We start from the raw sequence: 16,220 nt of genomic DNA, 5'->3' as shown, positions 1-16,220 counted from the left end.
ATCCACGATGCCGCGAACTGATGGCTTTGCGCTCGTCAGTGCCCTCACCGTCATGATCCTTGTTACTCTGATTACTTTCATGCTCGTCACAACTTCAACGAGTGAGCTGATGCAGACCAACTCCAGCCAGGGTCTGATGCGCGCCCGCGCCCTCGCTGAAGCCAGCGTAGCCGAATCGTATTCCACAGTCATGAACGACGGCGTGACGAAAGCCAATCAGGTACTGCTGCCCTACGTAGACACCTTCGCAGCCGGTAGCCAGGATGCCGCAACGACTGCCATCATCCCTACAGGTTCGTATAACACCGTCCTGTCACAACTCAACACCGTGGTACAGACCAGTACGTCTATCACCGCCCCAAACGCCATAGGCACTTCCAGCGGCACACTCACCTTCAAAAACTTCCGGGTGGATCTGGGAAGCTTCTCGAAGGCGGGCCAAACCTACTACGTCGACTACGTCCTCAATGGACAGGGGAACAGCGGCAGCTTCAAACGCAACATTGAAACCAGCGGCACCTTGCGCTTGATTTTGGGCCGCACCTACCTCAACCAGTACGTCCTGCTTGCTGATGACGGCGGCTTCACGGAAAGGAGTTGCATCACCAAGAATGGCAAGAAGTACTGCAGCGGAGGCGGCTACTTCGGGACCGGCTCAGTTTTCGACGGGCCGGTGCACTTCAACAAGAACCTGGCCCTGGCGGGCTCACCCGTCTTCCAGTACGGCCTGACCGTCGCGTCACCCACGACCTACATGTGGGACTGCCAAGCACAAGCCTGGGCCGTCACCACTGCCCAAAGCACAGACTGCGCCAAACCGGATTACGGCGGCTATGGCCAGCAGCATGTTAGTGACGCGGTAACGCTCCCCCCAAATGCCTTCTCCCAGGGTCGCGCCGCGCTGGGAGGCGATGAGAACAACCAGACTGCCCTCACCACCAAGGAGATCTGCCTGGCCACCGGGAAAGTTCAGAACTGCACTCCGACCAACGGTGTCTACGTACCCAACAGCAGTGGGACTGTGAGTGGCGGCATTTACATTCAAGGAAATGCTCAGGACGTTCAACTGTCTGTAGAAGGTCAAAATCAGGTCTACAGGATCACAGATGAAGCAGGTGTTGTCACAGTCATCAAGGTCAATGTGACCGCAAAGACGACGAGCGTTAAGACAGGCAGTGGACAGGTAGTTAACCTGACTGGCGTACCCAATGGGCAGTTTTACGTGAACGGCAATATTCAGTCACTGCGCGGCCCCGCACGCAATGGTTCTCTACCGAATCCAGCGCCCAGCACGCCAGACAGCTCTGTGGTGCCTCCAGCCATTGCCGAACAGACTCAGTTAAATGTAGCTTCTAGCGGGGACATTCGTATTCAAGGTGACCTCACCTATGAGAAGAACCCCAATCAGAATCCTGATGCGAAGAACGTGCTGGGGATTATCAGTGGCGGTGGACAAGTTCTCGTCGGGCAGGGCGCACCGAACGATGTGTATGTCATGGGCTCCATCCTGGCTGGAGCGACAGGTAAGGGTCTGAAAGTCGAGGGAATTGACGACGCCAAAGCCGTATACGGCTACCGTGGAAAAGTACATCTGCTGGGAAGTCTGGCAGAAGCGACGGACCAGTTGCGTGGTATTGGCAGCGTCACAGGTGGCCTGGTGAAGGGATACGACGACGACTTCAAATACGACAAGCGCTTCCTCAACGGTGGTGTCGTTCCCCCATACTTCCCGGCGACCACCAAGTTCGGTGTCACGGCTTTCATTCCACAGCAGAGAACCTGGGAAGAGAAATAAGCGGATGATTTCCGGAAGGAGAGGGAAACCTCTCCTTCCTTTTACTGCCTTCAATGCCCGGCGTGGAACATCGAACAGAGTCACTTATGCACACGTCTTCCGGTTCAGGCCGGTCAGCCACAGTTGATGCGGAGGTCGATTCATGCCCGCCACTTTGTTTTTCACTGTAGGTGGTAGCCTGTAGGGGTGACGTGGCTCAAGCCGGTGGAGATTGGTCAGGACGCGCAGGCGACCTACAACGAGTTCCTGCGTGATCTGGACGCGCGCCTGTCGGATCCGGGTACGGACCGCTTTGAGCTGGCGGCGGGGGTGCTCGCGGAGATCCTGTATGGGCGGCCTCTGGAGCAGCTGAGGGCGGAGGCGCCGCTGGCGGCACTGAACGTGGATGCGCGGAACGTGACGTTTGAGGCGGAGTACTACATGGCGACGGACGCGGAGGCGTTCACGCGGGTGAAGCCGCTGCTGTGGCTGTGGAAGAACGCGGACCTGACGCCGGTGGGGCAGAACCCGGTGCTGGGGATTCCGCTGCGGCGGGTGCTGGCCGGGCACGTGTTCCGGCGGGTGGGGCGGGATTTCAAGTGCTGGCAGAACGTGGAGTTCAGCGTCGGGTACAACATGGAGGTCGGGGACGACGTGGTCGTGCACCGGCACGTGCTGCTGGACGATATCGGTGGGATCGAGCTGCACGACAACGCGAGTATCAGCGATTACGTGAACGTGTACAGTCACACGCACAGCGTGCTGGACGGTCCGGACGTGACGTTGCGGCGCACGGTGATCGGGCGGGGCGCGCGGGTGACGTACCATTCGACGGTGCTGGCGGGCAGCGTGATCAGTGATGACGCGATGCTGGCGACGCACGCGCTGCTGCGTGGGGATATTCCGCCGCACGGGATCGCGATGGGCGTTCCGGCGCGCACGACGCGCTTCAAGGTGCGTGACCCCCAGGAACTGCACGTGGATTCGCGGTCATTCGTTCGCGTGCCGGACCGCAAGGCGAACCCGGAGTTCCCGGAGGCCACCCCGAACCAGACGCGCCTGCCGGAACAGGATGGGGCAGAGCGACCCCTGGTGACCGGGCAGGGCTGACGCCGAGCAGCACAGGAGGGGGCGACCAGGGTGGATTCCCGGTCGCCCCCTCTCCCCTGCCGGGCCCGGCTGCGCCCTTACAGCGTGGTGTGCTCGCCGGGTTTGAGGACGCGCACGTCCACGCCTCGTGCCTCGCCCTCACGCTGAAAGACGGTGGGGTCGCCGGTCAGCGGGGGGAAGGTGCCGTAGTGCATGGGAATCGCCACCCTGGGCTTGAGCAGGTCGAGGGTGCGGGCGGCTTCCTCGGGGCCCATGGTGTAGTGGTCCCCGATGGGCAGCAGGGCGGCGTCCAGGCCGCGCTGGCCGATCAGGCTCATGTCGCTGAACAGGGTGGTGTCGCCCGCGAAGTACACCCGTTGGCCGCCCAGTTCGATGATCAGGCCGGTGGGCATGCCGCCGTAGGTGCCGTCCGGGAAGGACGAGGAGTGCCACGCGGGCGTCAGGGTGACGCTGCCCCACGCGGCGTGGTACGTCCCGCCGATGTTCATGCCGACCGGCTGGGTCGCGCCGTGCTTCTGGGCATACCCGGCGATCTCGGCGGTGGCGATCAGGGGCACGCCGGCACGGGCGAAGTCCAGGGCGTTGCCCCAGTGGTCGCCGTGCGCGTGGCTGATCAGCACGGCGCTGAGCTTCCAGTCCAGCGCTACTTGCAGGGTGACGCTCGCCTGCGGGTTGCCCTCAATGAACGGGTCGATGAGCAGGCGGTGCTCACCGCTCTCGAGGAGGAAGGTGCTGTGGCCGATGAAGTGGATGTTCATGTCAAACCTCCGGTGAGCGTCAGCTTCACCCGCGCGGCGGGCTGGGAACTGTAGGCCGGGTGGCCTTCGTGTCCTCTGCCGTGGACGTCAGTGCGGGCACCGTGGGGTTCTCATGGCGTGCAGACCGTATAGTGGGCGCGACTTCGCCCGCCTCACCCGCCCTCAGCCGTTGAAAGGAGTCCCTACCCTGATGCCCCCGCTTGGACTCGATGTCCGGGACGTTCTGGACATCCTGCTGGTCACGTTCCTGGTGTATCAGGGGTACCTGCTCGTGTCCGGCACGCGCGCCGTGAACGTCGTGCGAGGCATTCTGGTGTTCGCGGCGGTGTGGGTGGCGGCGCAGCTGCTGAACCTGACCACCCTGTCGTACCTGCTCGGCCGGGCGGGCACAGTGGGGATCTTCGCGCTGATCGTGCTGTTCCAGCCGGAACTGCGCGCGGTGCTGGAACGCGTGGGGCGCCCGCGCGGGCGGGACACCGGGGCGAGCGGCGCGGCGCTGCAGGACCTCGCGCGGGCCATGGAGCGCCTCGCGGAACGGAAGACGGGCGCGCTGATCGCCATCGAGCGGCGCACTCCGCTGGGGGAGTACGCCGCGACGGGCGTGTCCCTGGACGCGCTGGTCAGCGTGCCGTTCCTCGAGGCGCTGTTCGCGCGGAACGCGCCGCTGCACGACGGGGGCGTGATCATCCAGGGCTCGCGGGTGATCGCGGCCGGGTGCCTGTTCCCGCTGCAGTCCAGTGACGGCACGTACCGCCGCTACGGCACGCGGCACCGCGCGGCGATCGGCCTGTCGGAACTGACAGACGCGGTGGTGCTGGTCGTCAGCGAGGAGCGCGGCAGCATGCGCGTGGCCCTTCAGGGGCGGCTGGGACCGGACCTGACCGGCGCGGAGTTGCGTGAGCACCTGCGGACGCTGGTGTACGATCCGGCCGGGTACCGTCCACCTGATGCGCGCACGGCGGATGAGACGCCGGACGCGGCCGAGTCCCACTCCACGGAGGGCCGCGCGTGAGGGCGGGCGGGACGCCGTGGCTGCGGCGCTGGCTGAGCCCCCGGTACGTCTGGTCGCGGGCGACGCACAATCTGCTGCTCAAGCTGCTGGCGCTGGCCGTGTCGGTCACCCTGTGGCTGGTGGCGACCGCGGATCGCCGCGCGAACGTCGAGCAGGGGTTCGACGTGCCGGTGGCGGTGCGCGACACGACCGGGAACGGGGAGGAGAAGCGCGCGACGAGCAACCTGAATCCGGCGTCGGTGCGGGTGATCCTCTCGGGGCGGCCCGAGCGGCTGCGGGATCTGCAGCCCGACAGTATCGAGGCGGTCGTGGACGTCACGGACGCGCCGGAGGGTAGTTTCACGCGGGTGGTGACGGTGACCGCGCCGGGCGGCACCACCCTGCAGCGCGTGACCCCCACGCGCGTGCAGGGGTTCGTGGACACGCAGGTGGCGCGCACGCTGCCCGTGACGCTCAGTGTGACCTCGCCGCCGGACTCGAGTCTGCCCCGCTATCAGGTCACGCCGGCCGAGGCGACCGTGACGGGCGCCGGTCAGGTCGTGGTGACGGTGGCGCGGCTGGTGACCAGCCCGGTTGCGCTGAACGCCAACGCTGAGCGGGAGGTGCCGCTGGTGGCGCTGGACGCGGCCGGGCAGCCGGTGACGGCCGTGACCATGCGGCCCAGCACCGTCACGGTCCGGCGACTGGATACCGGTGAGCTCCCGGTCAAGACCCTGCGGGTGGTTCTGAACGATCCCCCTCCGGGGCTGGAGGTCACGTCGGTCAGCGTGCAGCCGGGTACGGTGCGCGTGGTGGCGTCCCCGGAGCTGCTGGGGCGCCTGCGGGAGGTGGCGGGTCAGGTCACCTACCGTGAGGGCACGTACACGTCGCCGGTCCGCCTGACCATACCGGCCGGCGCGCAGGCGCTGGAGACCGTCAGTGTCCGCCTGACGGTCATCCGCCGGAGCCAACCTTAATGCACTGGGCGACCTGTGGGCAGCGGGCCGGTGGAAAGCGCGGCTGGCACACCGATCAGCCGACCGTCAGAAAGTGACCGGGGTGTCAGCTGTTCCGGAGCCAGGGGCGTATAGTCGACGTCATGATGTGGAGAAGCGGCCACATATCCGCGTGATCGCCCAGGTGCTGCCCCCGCCCCACGGCGTGGCCGCCTGGACCGGCTGGGAGGAGCGGGTGCGGCTGATGGTCAAGCCGCGCCGCTACGAACACGTGCTGCGCGTGGCGGAACTCGCCGCGCAGATCGCCCGCGCCAACGGCCTGGACGACATGCGCGCTTACGCCGCCGGGGTGCTGCACGACATCGCCCGCGACCTGCCCGACCATGAACTGCTGCGCCTCGCGCCGCCCGAATGCGACATCGACGCGGCGCACCCGCTGGCCCTGCACGGCCGCGCCGCCCGCACCCTGCTCGAACGCTGGGGGTACCAGGACCGCGTCGTGCTGGACGCCGTCGAGGACCACACCACCGGCCCGCGCGGCGGGAACCCGGTCGCGTCATGCGTGTACATCGCCGACGTGTCGGAACCCGGCCGGGGCGTGAACGCCGACATCCGCGAACTGGCCCTGACCGACCTGACCGCCGCGCTGGAACGCGCCATCGTCTCGAAGGTCACGTACCTCCAGGGACGCGGCATTCAGGTGCACCCCCGCACCCTGAAGGCCTACCACGCCCTGCCCTGCAACGCCCACCTCTCCTGCCCCACGTGACACTGTGACCCAATCCCCTGCACCCCGCATCGCCGGGCTGCGCGCCCTGCAGGCGTTCGGCCTCTCCCTCTCCGCCCTGTCCCTGGGGGGTTTTGCGCTGCTCAGCGGCGCCGGACCCACCGCCGCCGCCGCCGTCATGCCCGGACAGGCCCCCAGTTTCACCCTGCTGATCGCCGGGCGGGACATCGTGTACTGCTACTACCGCCAGCCCTGCAAGGACCAGGACCAGCGCACCGGACTGGCGCAGCCGCCCAACACCGACACCGTCATGGTCGTCAAGGTGCAGGGGACCACCGTGCACGCCCTGAACATCCCCCGCGACACGAACGTCGGCCCCTTCGACCGATATAGATCCGTGGCGCTGCAGAAGATCAACAGTCAGTACTTCGCGGGCGGCCCCGAGGCGCTCGTGAAGGCCGCCGAGACCATCACCGGTGAACACATCGACGCGCACGTGATCGTCCGCACCGACTACGTCGAGCGGGTCATCGACGCGCTGGGCGGCCTGGACGTCACGGTGCCCGAACCCGGCATCGAATGGATCGACAACGCCGCGGGCGTGAACCTGAAACTCGCGCCCGGCGCGCACCACCTGGACGGCAAGGACGGCGTGCTGTACCTGCGGGTCCGCAAGGGCTTCGGGGACGACTACGGCCGCATCGACCACCAGAAGCAGGCGCTGACGCAGCTGGCCGGGAAGCTCCGCACCCCGCAGGGTCTCGCGGCGCTCCCGACCATCCTGGGCGGCATCGGCAACGGCGTGGAGACCGACGTGAACCCCGCCACCATCGCCGCGCTGCGCCCCTACCTAGGCCAGATGAAACTCAGCTTCGCGACGCTGCCCACCGACGAGATCCCCGGCACGTTCAACCTCGCCGTGAACCGCGAACGCCTCGCGCAGGTGTGGGGCGACGTGCCCGCCACGCCCCCCAACCCGGACCTGAAGGTCATGGTCGTGGACGCCAGCGGCGAGAACCTCGGTCCGGCCCTGACCCGCGCCCTGAACGCCCTGGGGTACCGCGACGTGCAGGTCACCCCCGCCCCCCGCAGCGGCGAGGCCAGCCAGGTGTTCACGCAGCAGGACGTGTCCGACGCCGCGCAACTGGCCGACACCCTGAACCTCGCCCGGCTGCAGGGCGAACGCTTCCCGGTCAGTTCCGGCGAGGTCGGCATCCTGCTCGGCGCGGACGCCGCCGAGAGCCTCGCCGGACTGAAAGGCCTGGGCGCACCCACCACACCCGGACCCGCGAGCCCCTGACCCGCGAAATGAAGTCACGGCAGGGGCGTGTCCCGCCCCGCGCCCTGTAGACTGACCCATTGCAGCGCGCCCCGGCCCGCTCAGGCCACCCCAGGCCCGCCGCGCCGCGCGCCAGAACACCCACCGCCCCCACTCAACACCCGGAGCCCCCATGACCCCCGACACCAACACCATGAACCAGCTGCGCGCCATCGTGGACGCCGCCCGCGAACGCCGCGCCGAAGACGTCACCGTGCTCGACCTGACCGACGTCAGCAGCACCCTCGAGTACTTCGTGATCTGCACCGCCAGCGCCGGACTGCAGTTGAACGCCGTGCAGGAGAACATCCGCGAGAAAGCCCAGGCGACCGGCCTGCCCCGCCCCAGCGTCGAAGGCCCCAGCGAACGCTGGCTGCTCCTCGCGTTCGGCGGCAGCGTCGTCGTGCACATCATGACCAAGGACGCCCGCGAGTACTACGACCTCGAAGGCCTCTGGAGCGACGCGCGCGTCCTCGACTTCCCCGAACCCGAAGTCAAAGCCTGAGGATGTCATGACTCAGATCGGCCTCGGAAGACTATTTCCGAGGCCGATCTGATTGGACTTCCACGCTTAGTTGGATCGTCCAGTTCAACATAGTATTAAAGGTTGCATATGAGTTATCCAAATTCGGCAAAGCTCACTACTTCATTAAAACTACCCTTAAATCCGGCGATAGCAGCCGAATTGGATGACATCGCGAGCAAATTAACATCTCTTCGCCAATGATTCAAATATCTATGGCACGTAATTATAACTTATCGAGACATTCACGTTATTTAAGCCATCATATATAAGCGCTTCTAGTATTAAAAATTGTTTTTCTCCTATGTTTACGCACAGCAATACAAGCCTGCGGACCGATTGAGGGAACCAAAATGACAGATGACGTAAATAATTATATAGATAAATATGTATCTTCCTATCAAAATCGTGCTTACGATTTTGACAAAGACGAGATAATCAAATTGAAAAGCATATATGGCGATAATTTACCCAAATATTTAACAGCTGCTTATAAAATCAGCAAGCCATCTGCGGCCAGAATTTTAATGATTCTGCTTTTACATATGTATCCCCATTTAGCAGCTTCTTTAATTTATAAAGAATATGAATCATGCCCAGATGCCGAAAAAACTTGGTATATAACGATATTATCAGAAGTCAACTGCGCGCCAGCAATAAGAATGCTGGAGGCGATTGCCACAAAAGAGGCAAATGAAACAATAAGAGCAGAAGCCGTCCAGGAGCTCATGCACTATGGAGACAGGCAATCCATTAAAGCATTGGAGAAAGTTCGTGAAGAAGATAATGGTAGCAGTTTCGACGGTATCCCGATTTCACATTTAGCCGATGTGGCTTTGGAGATAATTCGGCAAAGAATCACCTCTTGAATCTATTTTCTGTGGTTTGACCGACCCTTAAATATTGAGGGATATATCGGCACTCTTCCGCAGGTCCCTTGAAGTGAGTAACCGTTCCGCTCCAGCTCAGTGAGCTTCCAACTCACGGTCACATCTACTGCTCTGACACGCCACTTCAACTCAGGTTTCCATCACTTGCGCGGCCTGGGCGATTCCGGCGGGCAGTTCGCGGGCCACGCGCTCCAGGGTGCGTCCGGCGGCGGCGCGGATCATCTTCTCGAAGGCCGCGCCGCCCCAGCCCTGCGCGTCCGGCGTGGCGAGGTGCGCGCGGAACTGGAACGCGAAGTGCAGCGCGCCCCCGTCCAGGCGGGCCTGCCCGGCGACCTCCACCCACGCGCGCTCGCCGCTGATGGGCTGCGGGGAGAGCGTCCCACCGTCCGGCGTGGGGGTCAGGACGCTGTGGAACGGCAGGTCCACCTCGCCCAGACCGGGCAGCGGCACGAGCAGTTCGCCACGCACGCCGCCTGCGTCGGCGCGCAGGTCGCGCAGGAAGCGCACGCGGGCCAGCGCGCGGGCCGGGTCGCGCACGAACGCCAGCGCCGCCGCGTCGCCCCCGGTCCAGGGCAGCGTGAAGTCCTGCGTCGCCTCGACGATCACGCGAGCACCGGAATCAGTCGACCCACTCGATCACCACGCGGTTCTCCGCCAGCGCCGCCTGCAACTCGGCGTCCCCGGCGCTGCGCAGCCGGGGCAGGTGCGCGAAGCGCGGCGTGGCGGACGCGAAGCCCAGGCGGACCACGACGTCGTCGCTGGCCTCGTCCTTCCCGATGCGCCACACGAGCTGCCCGCCCAGCGCGTCCAGCGCGCGCGCCAGTTCCGGCGAGGCGGACTCCAGTGCCCTGGAGTCCGGCAGCGGGTCGCCCGGCAGATCGGTCATGCCCGCCATTGTACGCGGCCCATCGCACGGCGTAGAACGGGTGGCATGACGAGCATCAGCTGGCGCGCCCTGGAAACCCACGTGGGCCTTGACGACCTGCCCGCCTTTCACCGCGCGTTCCTGACGTGGCGCGGCGTGGAGGGCGCGGAAGGCATGCCGCTGCGGCGCGTGCAACAGCGTGTGGAGGCGGAACTGAACCGCCTCGTGCAGGCCGGGCAGGCCACGCGGGACGGCGAGGACTGGCAGCTCCAGCCCGGCGCGCTGGACGGCTTCGACGCCGCCGCGCCGCACCTGGGCTGAGCCGGGTCAAGTGCAGCGTGCTCTATCCTGAAGGGATGACGTTCCCCTCCCCCACCCACCTCCGCAGGGGCCAGCCATGAGCCTGCGCATCCTGGGCGGCACCGCGAAGGGCCGCAGCCTGCAGGTGCCCGACAGCGCCCGGCCCAGCGGCGCGCGCGTCCGCAAGAGCCTGTTCGACCTGCTCGCCGCCCGCGCACCCGCCGGACGCTACCCGGAGTTCATCGACCTGCACGGTGGGAGCGGCGCGATCGGGCTGGAGGCCGCCAGTCGCGGGTACCGCGTGACGCTGGTCGAGAAGGACGCGCGCGCCGTGCGGGCACTGGAGACGAACGCCCGCGCGCTGGACCTGCGGGTGCGGATCGTGAAGGGGGACGCCGGGGCACTCCTGAAGCGCCTGGGGCAGTTCGACGTGGTGTTCAGCGACCCGCCGTACGAGGCGGACATCCCGAAACTGACCGCGCAGATTCTCGCCAGCGGCGTCCTCGCACCCGGCGGGCTGCTGGTGTGCCAGCATCCGGACCGGCTGCACCTGCCCGAGCACGCGGGCTTCACGCGGGAGGAACGCGAGTACGGCAGCAACACTTTGACGCTGTACTGGCACCCGGACGCCCCGGAACCGGACGCGGACGGCGACGATGACGGCGAAATCGGGTAAGGTGGCGGGGTTATGAACGCCGTTTTCCCGGGCTCGTTCGACCCGATCACCAGCGGGCACATGGACGTGCTGACGCGCGCCGCGCGAATCTTCGACCACGTGACCGTGACGGTCATGCACAACGCCCGCAAGCAGGGCCGCCACCTCTTCACGCTGGACGAACGCCTGGAGATCCTGCGCGAGGCGACCGCACACTTCCCGAACGTCAGCGTGGACTCCTTCGGGGGGCTGCTGGTGGACTACATGGCCCGGCAGGAGACCGGCAGCGTCATCGTGCGTGGCCTGCGCGCCGTGTCCGACTACGAGTACGAGCTGCAGATCGCGCACCTGAACCGCCAGATCGGGGACGCGGAGACGGTGTTCATCATGGCCGCCACCCGCTGGAGCTTCGTGAGCAGTTCCATGGTGCGCGAGATCGCCAGTTACGGCGGGAACGTCAGCGAGATGGTCCCCCGCGCCAGCGCCAGCGCCCTGCGCCGCAAGCACGCGGACGTGTACGCGGAACGCGAGGCGGAACTGCAGGCGCAGACCGCAGGCAGCTGAAGCAGAAGAACGCGCCGCCCCCAGCCTGAACCGGGGGCGGCGCGTCCATGTGGTTGGGTCAGTCCTGCTGCGCGGCGGCTTTCAGGGCCTCGGCCTTGTGGGTCTGTTCCCAGGGGAATTCGGGGCGGCCGAAGTGGCCGTACGCGGCGGTCTGCGCGTAGATCGGGCGGCGCAGGTCGAGTTCCGCGATGATCGCCTGGGGGCGCGCGTCGAAGTGCTCGGCGACGATCGTGGCGAGGCGGTCGTCGCTGACGGTGCCGGTGCCGTAGGTGTCGACGCGCAGGCTGACGGGGTTGGCGCGGCCGATGGCGTACGCGACCTCGACCAGCGCGCGCCGGGCGAGGCCAGCGGCGACGATGTTCTTGGCGATGAAGCGGGCGTAGTACGCCGCGCTGCGGTCCACCTTGGTGGGGTCCTTGCCGCTGAACGCGCCGCCACCGTGGGGCACGGCGCCGCCGTAGGTGTCCACGATGATCTTGCGCCCGGTCAGGCCGGTGTCGCCGTGGGGGCCGCCGATGACGAAGCGCCCCGACGGGTTGATGAAGTATTTCGTGCCTTCGGTGAGGTACTCGGCGGGGATCACGGCCCTGATCACGTGCTCGATCATGTCGGCGCGGATCTGTTCCTGGCTCACGTCCTCGCTGTGCTGGGTGCTGATGACGACGGTGTCGACCAGGGTTTCGGTGGCCTCGTGGGGTTCGCCGTCGCGGACGACCGTGACCTGCGCCTTCGCGTCGGGGCGCAGGTAGGGCAGCGTGCCGTCCTTGCGCAGCTGCGCGATGCGCCGCGTCAGCTTGTGCGCGAGGCTGATGGGCAGCGGCATGAGTTCCGGCGTCTCGTCGGTGGCGTAGCCGAACATCAGGCCCTGGTCGCCCGCGCCGACCATCGAGTGCGCGTTGCCGGGCTGGGCGCGCTGCTCTTCGGTCATGCCGCGCCACTCCTCGCTGTGGTTCACGCCGCCCGCGATCTCGGGGCTCTGCTCGTGCAGGCTGACCAGCACGGCGCTGTATTCGGCGTCGAAGCCGTAGTTCGCGCGGGTGTAGCCGACCTGCTTGACGGCGTCACGGACGGTCTTCTGGACGTCCACGTGGGCGGTCTCGGCGGTGACCTCGCCCGCCACGACGGCCATGCCGGTGGTGAGCAGCGTCTCCACCGCGACGCGACTGCCGGGTTCCTGGCGCAGGAACTCGTCGAGAATGCTGTCCGAGATGAAGTCGGCCAGCTTGTCGGGGTGCCCTTCGGACACCGATTCCGAGGTGTAGTACTTCCGCATGTTCGCTCCTTGCGTGCGGGGGGGCGTCTCACAGAACCACCTGGAGAGGGATGTCGCTGCGGTCCCTGCACGGCTCCCAGCGCCGGGAATGGCGCGCGGTTGCACCCAGCAGCGTACCGCAGGCCGCCATGAGGTGACAGGGGCGAACGCCACCGATGTCCAGCCTGCGCGGCCCGGCGAGGGGCACCCCGATTCCATGCGGGTCGAGTGTAGGGCCGGTCAACTGTGGGGCGGAGCTGACACTCGCCTGACCTGACCCCTAAGAATGAAGGGACATGAGCCACGTCGTTGTCATCGAAGACGAGGGGACGGTCCGGGACGTCCTGCGCTTTCACCTGGAGCGGGCGGGGCTACGGGTCACCGCGCTGGAGTCCGCCAGCGGGGCGCTGGACGTGCTGCCCGGCGCGGACGCCCTCGTGCTGGACTGGATGCTGCCCGGCGAGAGCGGCCTGAGCTTCCTGCGCCGCCTGCGGGCCGACGCGGAACTGCGCCGCATGCCGGTCCTGATGCTCACCGCCCGCGCCGCCGAGGCCGAACGGGTCGAGGGCCTGGAGTCCGGCGCGGACGACTACCTGACCAAGCCGTTCAGCGCGGCGGAACTCGTGGCGCGGGTGCGGGCGCTGCTGCGCCGCTCGCTGCCGGACGTGCCGGCCGTCATGACGAACGGCCCGCTGAGCGTGGACGTCGGCTCGGCCGAGGCGAAGGTGGGCGGGCGGCGCATGAACCTCACGCGGCGCGAGTTCGACCTGCTGGCCTTCATGACGCAGCACGTCGGGCGCGTGTACTCCCGCACGGAACTGCTCGACCGGGTGTGGGGCGCGGACTTCCTGGGCGGCGAGCGCACCGTGGACCAGCACGTCACGCAGCTGCGCGCCCACCTGGGCGACGACCCCGGTAAGCCGGGCTTCCTGGAGACGGTGCGCGGCAAGGGCTACCGCATGCGCCCCTGGACGGACGGCGCGTGACGGCCCCGGACGCCACCGGCAGCGCCGTGGAAGCGCCTGATCACTGGATCGACTCGCTGCCGCAGGCGGTTCTGCTGACGCGTGAGGGGCTGGTCACGCGCGTGAACGCCGCCGCCGCGCGCCTGTGGGGCGTCCCGCAGGAGCGCGCGTCGGGCCGCCCGGTGCTGGAGGTCGTGCGCCGCCACACCCTGGAGACCCTGCTGGAACGCGGCGGGGAGCTGGAACTGGAAGTCACGGGCCGCACGCTGCGCTGCACCGCCACCCGCGACGGCGCGTGCGGCGCGCTGATCGTCGAGGACGTCACCGAGCACCGCCGCCGCGAGGCGGAACTGCGCGAGGCGACGGCGGTGCTCTCGCACGAGTTCCGCACGCCCGTCGCGGCGCTGCGCGGCGTGCTGGAGGCCCTGGAGTACGACATGCCCCGCGACCTCGCGCAGAACTTCGTGCGGCAGGGCCTCCAGGAAACCGAGCGTCTCGCCCGGCTCGCGGAGGACCTCGCCGTGGGGTTCCGGCCCACCCGCGCCCGCACCCTGCCACTCGCGGAGGCCTTCGCGCGCGCCGAGCGGCTGCTGACCGCCGACCTGAACGCCCGCCGGGCCAGCGTCACGTTCGGGCAGGATCACCTCGTGCGGGCCGACCCGGACAAGCTGCTGCAGGTGCTGCTGAACCTCATCGAGAACGCCCTGAAGTACGGCCCGCCCGCCGCTCAGGTCGAGGTGCAGACCCATGAGCGCGGCACCTGGATCGAGGTGAGCGTCCTCGACCGGGGCACGCCCATTCCCGACACCGAGAGTCTGTTCAAGGCGCACACGCGGGGCCGCGCCGCGACCGGGCAGGGCAGCGGCATGGGCCTGTACATCGTCCGGAGCATCGTGCACGGCTGGGGCGGGCAGGCGTGGGCCGAGCGGCGCGGCGACGCGAACGCCTTCTGCTTCACCCTCCCCGGCGTGGGCGGGATCGGATAACGTCCTCTTCAGCTGACCGTTCCCTGACACTCCCCCGCCGTGCGGGGTGCTACGTTCAACACAGGAGTCCCCATGCGTGAAGCCCTCGAAAACGACCTGCGTGCCGTCCTGAACGGCGCACTGAACATGCTCGGCACCGTCGAGCGCATGCTCCCCGTTGCCGGGGACGTCCTGCTGCGCGAGAACGTCGAACGTCTCGCGGAGGTCAAGGCCCTCGACCGCGAGGTGGACGCCCAGGAAGCGCAGATCGAGGCCGAATGCCTGCGCATCATCGCGCTGCACCAGCCGGTCGCGCGGGACCTGCGGATGGTCGCCCTGATCCTCAAGAGCCTCAGCGACATCGAACGCATGGGCGACTACGTCGTGCACGTCGCCGAGGACGGCGCGGAACTCGCGCAGGCCCCCGCACTGAAACGCTACGTGAACCTCGCCCGGATGCTCGAACGGCTGGGCGAGATGAGCCAGAACCTCCGCACCGCCATCGCCGACCGCGACGTCGCCCGCGCCGAGGCGACCGTCCAGATGGACGACGAGGTCGACGACCTGTACGAGCAGATCCAGCGTGAACTCGTGACGTACATGCTCGAAGACCCCCGCAACATCAGCAAGGCGCTGATGCTCATGCGGGTGGGCCGCAGCCTGGAACGCGTCGGGGATCACATGGAGAACATCTCCGAACGCGTCCGCTACTGGGTGACCGGCCAACGCGAAGGCTGAACCCAGAAGACGCGACGCCGCCCTGCCGGGAACGGGGGGCGGTTTTTCATCGGTTAGGGCGTCTGCAACGGGTCATCGTCGGTCGCCTGTGAATAACCAAGGTGATTCAATAGTGGGGTGTATCCACTCCGCAGCCCCTGGTTGACCCTGTCCCATCTGATGCTGGCAGTCATGCTGGCAGTTGGTGTCCAGTTGGTCCTGTATGCAGTGGACGCCTCACCACCTGAAATCGCCGCGATCGGTGTCCTGACTATCCCATCCTTGATCGTCTCTTTACTCGTTCAACGATGGGTTCATTCAGTCGGCACAGGAAATCTCAGGCATCTGCCTGCTCGGGCGCGACTCGCCCATCAGATGTTGAAATGGTTGCCTGTCATCCCAGCGGTCTCGGTGCTCACTTTGGGCGTGGCGAGCTGGGTGACGCAGCTGCCCAACCTGCCAGCGCCGCCCACAGCCCTGCGCGCGGTTCTGGTAGTGATCTTGTCACCTGTCCTGCCGACGATCATCTACAGATTTTTCTGTGGTGCATTACGGGAATGGCTGGTTGATGCCACTGGCGTGCTGACCGGACTTGAGAAATACAGTTCATATCCGACGCGGGAGCGACTGCTGATCTGGTTGTCCTGGGGCAAATGGCTCTCTGTCATCGCGGCCATCAACTCGCTGGGCATGATCCTGCTCGTGGCTTTCGAAGTGACGGAGATGGAGGGCACCGCACTGGCACTGCTCTGGAATGGCTTGGCAGACGTTCTGATCGCCAGCATGCTGTGGATCGCCCACCGCTGCGTCAGCTTGCCCCTCTCCCCTGGAGGCGAGACGCCGGCTCCCGGTTTCACTGCCGCCTGACGCCTCACCCCCTATCCTGTACC

General features: G+C 66.6%; 19 protein-coding genes. 15 read left to right on the top strand and 4 right to left on the bottom strand.

What is annotated here, in order from left to right:
* Nucleotides 1-7 precede the first annotated feature (7 nt).
* Nucleotides 8-1,795: a DUF4900 domain-containing protein gene (locus IEY69_RS14675; RefSeq protein ID WP_189073888.1), complete on the top strand. Its 1,788-nt coding sequence runs from the start codon at nt 8-10 to the stop codon at nt 1,793-1,795.
* A 186-nt stretch (nt 1,796-1,981) separates the two neighbouring features.
* Nucleotides 1,982-2,884, top strand: a complete 903-nt coding sequence (locus IEY69_RS14670; RefSeq protein WP_189073887.1) for an acyltransferase — start codon at nt 1,982-1,984, stop codon at nt 2,882-2,884.
* Between the two features lie 77 nt (nt 2,885-2,961).
* Here IEY69_RS14670 and IEY69_RS14665 read toward each other — a convergent pair whose 3' ends face one another.
* On the bottom strand, nt 2,962-3,642 hold the full coding sequence (locus IEY69_RS14665; protein WP_189073886.1) for a metal-dependent hydrolase: 681 nt from the start codon (nt 3,640-3,642) through the stop codon (nt 2,962-2,964).
* A 190-nt stretch (nt 3,643-3,832) separates the two neighbouring features.
* Between IEY69_RS14665 and cdaA the strand changes: the two genes are divergently transcribed.
* The 6 genes from cdaA (at nt 3,833) to IEY69_RS14635 (ending at nt 9,026) form a co-directional block, all read left to right on the top strand.
* Nucleotides 3,833-4,654, top strand: a complete 822-nt coding sequence (gene cdaA / locus IEY69_RS14660; protein WP_229783993.1) for a diadenylate cyclase CdaA — start codon at nt 3,833-3,835, stop codon at nt 4,652-4,654.
* Nucleotides 4,651-5,610, top strand: a complete 960-nt coding sequence (locus IEY69_RS14655) for a CdaR family protein (RefSeq protein ID WP_189073885.1) — start codon at nt 4,651-4,653, stop codon at nt 5,608-5,610. The genes cdaA and IEY69_RS14655 overlap by 4 nt, the downstream gene beginning before the upstream one ends.
* 223 nt (nt 5,611-5,833) lie before the next feature.
* Entirely contained in the window at nt 5,834-6,358 is a 525-nt protein-coding gene (gene yqeK, locus IEY69_RS14650; RefSeq protein ID WP_189073939.1) for a bis(5'-nucleosyl)-tetraphosphatase (symmetrical) YqeK, read from the top strand.
* Between the two features lie 4 nt (nt 6,359-6,362).
* Nucleotides 6,363-7,616, top strand: coding sequence for an LCP family protein (locus IEY69_RS14645; RefSeq protein WP_189073884.1), 1,254 nt, complete (start codon nt 6,363-6,365; stop codon nt 7,614-7,616).
* Nucleotides 7,617-7,767: 151 nt separating this feature from the next.
* Complete coding sequence (rsfS, locus tag IEY69_RS14640) at nt 7,768-8,139, top strand: ribosome silencing factor (protein WP_189073883.1); 372 nt, start codon at nt 7,768-7,770, stop codon at nt 8,137-8,139.
* A gap of 371 nt (nt 8,140-8,510) precedes the next feature.
* Complete coding sequence (locus IEY69_RS14635; RefSeq protein ID WP_189073882.1) at nt 8,511-9,026, top strand: hypothetical protein; 516 nt, start codon at nt 8,511-8,513, stop codon at nt 9,024-9,026.
* Between the two features lie 150 nt (nt 9,027-9,176).
* Here IEY69_RS14635 and IEY69_RS14630 read toward each other — a convergent pair whose 3' ends face one another.
* Both IEY69_RS14630 and IEY69_RS14625 read right to left on the bottom strand, forming a co-directional pair.
* Nucleotides 9,177-9,653 (bottom strand): DUF3809 domain-containing protein, encoded by a 477-nt coding sequence (locus tag IEY69_RS14630; protein WP_189073881.1) that lies wholly within the window; start codon nt 9,651-9,653, stop codon nt 9,177-9,179.
* 13 nt (nt 9,654-9,666) lie between these two features.
* On the bottom strand, nt 9,667-9,933 hold the full coding sequence (locus tag IEY69_RS14625) for a DUF3248 domain-containing protein (RefSeq protein ID WP_189073880.1): 267 nt from the start codon (nt 9,931-9,933) through the stop codon (nt 9,667-9,669).
* Between the two features lie 45 nt (nt 9,934-9,978).
* Between IEY69_RS14625 and IEY69_RS14620 the strand changes: the two genes are divergently transcribed.
* From IEY69_RS14620 to coaD, 3 genes are all read left to right on the top strand, one after another.
* Nucleotides 9,979-10,233: a hypothetical protein gene (locus tag IEY69_RS14620; protein ID WP_189073879.1), complete on the top strand. Its 255-nt coding sequence runs from the start codon at nt 9,979-9,981 to the stop codon at nt 10,231-10,233.
* A gap of 76 nt (nt 10,234-10,309) precedes the next feature.
* Nucleotides 10,310-10,888 carry an RsmD family RNA methyltransferase gene (locus IEY69_RS14615; RefSeq protein ID WP_189073878.1) on the top strand — a complete coding sequence of 193 codons (579 nt, stop codon included), beginning with the start codon at nt 10,310-10,312 and terminating at the stop codon, nt 10,886-10,888.
* Between the two features lie 12 nt (nt 10,889-10,900).
* Nucleotides 10,901-11,431, top strand: coding sequence for a pantetheine-phosphate adenylyltransferase (coaD, locus tag IEY69_RS14610; RefSeq protein ID WP_189073877.1), 531 nt, complete (start codon nt 10,901-10,903; stop codon nt 11,429-11,431).
* A 58-nt stretch (nt 11,432-11,489) separates the two neighbouring features.
* On the opposite strand, the gene metK is transcribed toward coaD, so the two are convergent.
* Nucleotides 11,490-12,704, bottom strand: a complete 1,215-nt coding sequence (gene metK, locus IEY69_RS14605; protein ID WP_189073876.1) for a methionine adenosyltransferase — start codon at nt 12,702-12,704, stop codon at nt 11,490-11,492.
* A 275-nt stretch (nt 12,705-12,979) separates the two neighbouring features.
* Between metK and IEY69_RS14600 the strand changes: the two genes are divergently transcribed.
* The 4 genes from IEY69_RS14600 to IEY69_RS14585 all read left to right on the top strand — a co-directional run bounded on the left by IEY69_RS14600 (nt 12,980) and on the right by IEY69_RS14585 (nt 16,197).
* A complete protein-coding gene (locus IEY69_RS14600) occupies nt 12,980-13,669 on the top strand; it encodes a winged helix-turn-helix domain-containing protein (protein ID WP_189073875.1) in 690 nt (229 codons plus the stop codon).
* On the top strand, nt 13,666-14,634 hold the full coding sequence (locus IEY69_RS14595) for a sensor histidine kinase (protein ID WP_229783990.1): 969 nt from the start codon (nt 13,666-13,668) through the stop codon (nt 14,632-14,634). Before IEY69_RS14600 ends, IEY69_RS14595 begins: the two co-directional genes overlap by 4 nt.
* A gap of 72 nt (nt 14,635-14,706) precedes the next feature.
* The gene (gene phoU, locus IEY69_RS14590) at nt 14,707-15,351 is read left to right on the top strand and encodes a phosphate signaling complex protein PhoU (protein ID WP_119674111.1); all 645 of its coding nucleotides are present in this window, start codon (nt 14,707-14,709) and stop codon (nt 15,349-15,351) included.
* Between the two features lie 141 nt (nt 15,352-15,492).
* Nucleotides 15,493-16,197, top strand: coding sequence for a hypothetical protein (locus tag IEY69_RS14585; RefSeq protein WP_189073874.1), 705 nt, complete (start codon nt 15,493-15,495; stop codon nt 16,195-16,197).
* Nucleotides 16,198-16,220: the final 23 nt, after the last annotated feature.

The organism is Deinococcus sedimenti, assembly GCF_014648135.1.
Taxonomy (GTDB): domain Bacteria; phylum Deinococcota; class Deinococci; order Deinococcales; family Deinococcaceae; genus Deinococcus; species Deinococcus sedimenti.
This window is presented reverse-complemented; position numbering and strand designations above follow the sequence as displayed.